Origin of the sequence: Dietzia sp. DQ11-71 (assembly GCF_014144995.1) — a bacterium.
Taxonomy (GTDB): domain Bacteria; phylum Actinomycetota; class Actinomycetes; order Mycobacteriales; family Mycobacteriaceae; genus Dietzia; species Dietzia kunjamensis.
This window is the reverse complement of record NZ_JAALDT010000484.1, coordinates 1-2,052: the sequence shown is the minus strand read 5'-3', so window position 1 is coordinate 2,052 and position 2,052 is coordinate 1. Positions and strand designations below refer to the sequence as shown.

Here is a 2,052-nt window from a genome sequence, read left to right as displayed (position 1 = left end):
GGGGTCGACCACCGATCCCCTGCTCTACCAGGGCCGCAGCGCCTCACCCACGGGCGGCCTGCTCGCGGTGGGCGTCGAAGGCGCCATGTGGATGTGGCAGCTCGACCCGGACCGGGTGGTGAGCGAGGCCTGCGCCGGTGGCGTGCAGCTCACCGCCGAGGAATGGGGCCGGCACTTCCCGGACACCGAGCCGTTCGACCTGTGCGGCTGAGCGGGTCGCGCAGTGGGAGCGCCGGGCCGCTGACCGGGGGCGGGGGCGGTCAGCCGTGCTGGAGACCGATGGTCAGCGCCTGCGTGACCGGGATGACGGTGAGGAACAGGAACGCCGCCACCGTCCAGCCGATCCACACGGGTTGGCGCCACCCGGCCCGGTAGCCGCCGGCAGCGGTGACCATGCAGATGAATCCGATCAGGATGCAGACGAACATCCAGACCATGGAGTTGGTACTCATGGGGCGGCGTCCTCTTTCCGGGGGGCGTCGACGGGGTCGCGCCTCGCGGGCGGGGCGACGACGAGCAGTTCGTCCGGGTCGGCGAGCACCCCGGCCAGCGGGTCCGGGCCCTCGGGTGTGCCCTGGTGCGTCATGCGGACGCGATCCAGGTGGGGGCGGTAGATCTCGAGGATGACCACCGCGCAGATCGCCACGACCAGCAGGTCGCGCACCAGGACGAGCGGGTGGAACACGTCCGCGCCGATCCCCTTGTTGTCCACGCCGTGGAAGTACGACATGTGCGCCACCCAGAGCAGGGCGTCGAACGCCATCCACGGCAGCAGAAGCCGCACGCGGGGGACGGCGAGCACCGCGAGGGGCACCAGCCAGAGCGAGTACTGCGGACTCCACACCTTGTTCGTGAGCAGGAAGAAGGCCACGATGAGGAACGCCAGCTGCGCGACCCGGGGGGTGACGGGCGCAGTGAGTCCGATGACGAGCACCGCGATGCAGCCGAGCGCGAACAACCCCAACGACACCAGGTTGAGTGTCGCGGGGGCCTCCCCCGCCGCGCGGGCCGCGTCGAAGCCCTGCCACCCGGTGAGGGTCTGGATGACCGCGTAGATGCTCTCGGGGTTGGCGGGTCTGTCCGAGTTGAGTCGGTAGAACTCCCGCCAGCCCTCGGGGAACGGGATCATGATCGGCAGGTTCACGGCCAGCCAGGCCACCACCGCGGCCGCGGCCGCCTTACCCAGCTCGGCGAAGCGCCGACGGCGCAGGGCCACCACCAGCAGTGCGCCGAACAGGAACAGCGGGTACAGCTTCGCCGCCACGCCCAGGCCCAGCACGACCCCGGCCCAGACCGGGCGCGAACGGGCCCACAGCAACAGCGCGACGGAGGCGAGCGCGATCGCCATCAGGTCGTAGTTGGTGAAAGCCTGGAAGATGATGAGCGGACTGGCCGCCATGAGCAGCGTGTCCCAGGGTCTGCGCCCCGCGGACAGGTAGGTGGCCCACACGGCGACCATCCACGCCAACGCCAGCAGGACACTGCCCAGGACGAAATACTTGGCCACCTCGATGAGCCCGCCGGGGAAGACCGCGTGCCAGGCCTGGGCCGCCTGCGCCGTGACGTACTGGAACATCCCGGACACCACCGGGTACTCCATGTAGCGGACCTCGCCGTTGTCGGCGATCCACATGTACTTGTACGGGAAGGCGCCGGTGTTCAACCCCTCGGCCGAGTACAGCGGCAGCGGGTCCGCGTAACACGCCTTGTAGTACTGGCGGCCGTCCCAGTTGAGGCCCGGCTGCGAACCGTCGGTGGGATGGGTGGTCTCCAGGCAGGCGGCCTTGGAGAAGAACCCGAACGCCAGGAAGATCACGGCGAACAGCATGATCACGCGCAGCGGGGTCCAGAACCGTTGACGGCCGACCACCGCGTGGCGACCGACCGGCCCACCCCACGCCGCGAGGGCCTCCGCGCCGACCCCGTCACCGGGACGGACCCGCTCGTGCGGCTCCAGGGTGCGGAGGTCGTCGTCGAGCGGCAGCGGGGAGATACGGCCGTTGCTCTGCACGGTCACACCCTAGCGGCGGGGGCGGGGGCCGGTCGCCCGGG

Annotated in this window: 3 protein-coding genes; 1 reads left to right on the top strand and 2 read right to left on the bottom strand. The window is 70.6% G+C overall.

Annotated elements, in window-relative coordinates; translation table 11 throughout:
- The coding region (locus G6023_RS15030; protein ID WP_182636267.1) for a hypothetical protein at window positions 1-211 on the top strand (211 nt) is incomplete at its 5' end.
- A 49-nt stretch (window positions 212-260) separates the two neighbouring features.
- Here the strand turns inward: G6023_RS15030 and G6023_RS15025 are convergent.
- Together G6023_RS15025 and G6023_RS15020 are read right to left on the bottom strand one after the other, a co-directional pair.
- Window positions 261-452, bottom strand: coding sequence for a hypothetical protein (locus tag G6023_RS15025; RefSeq protein ID WP_182636265.1), 192 nt, complete (start codon window positions 450-452; stop codon window positions 261-263).
- Window positions 449-2,011: a glycosyltransferase family 87 protein gene (locus tag G6023_RS15020; RefSeq protein WP_283465026.1), complete on the bottom strand. Its 1,563-nt coding sequence runs from the start codon at window positions 2,009-2,011 to the stop codon at window positions 449-451. Before G6023_RS15020 ends, G6023_RS15025 begins: the two co-directional genes overlap by 4 nt.
- Window positions 2,012-2,052: the final 41 nt, after the last annotated feature.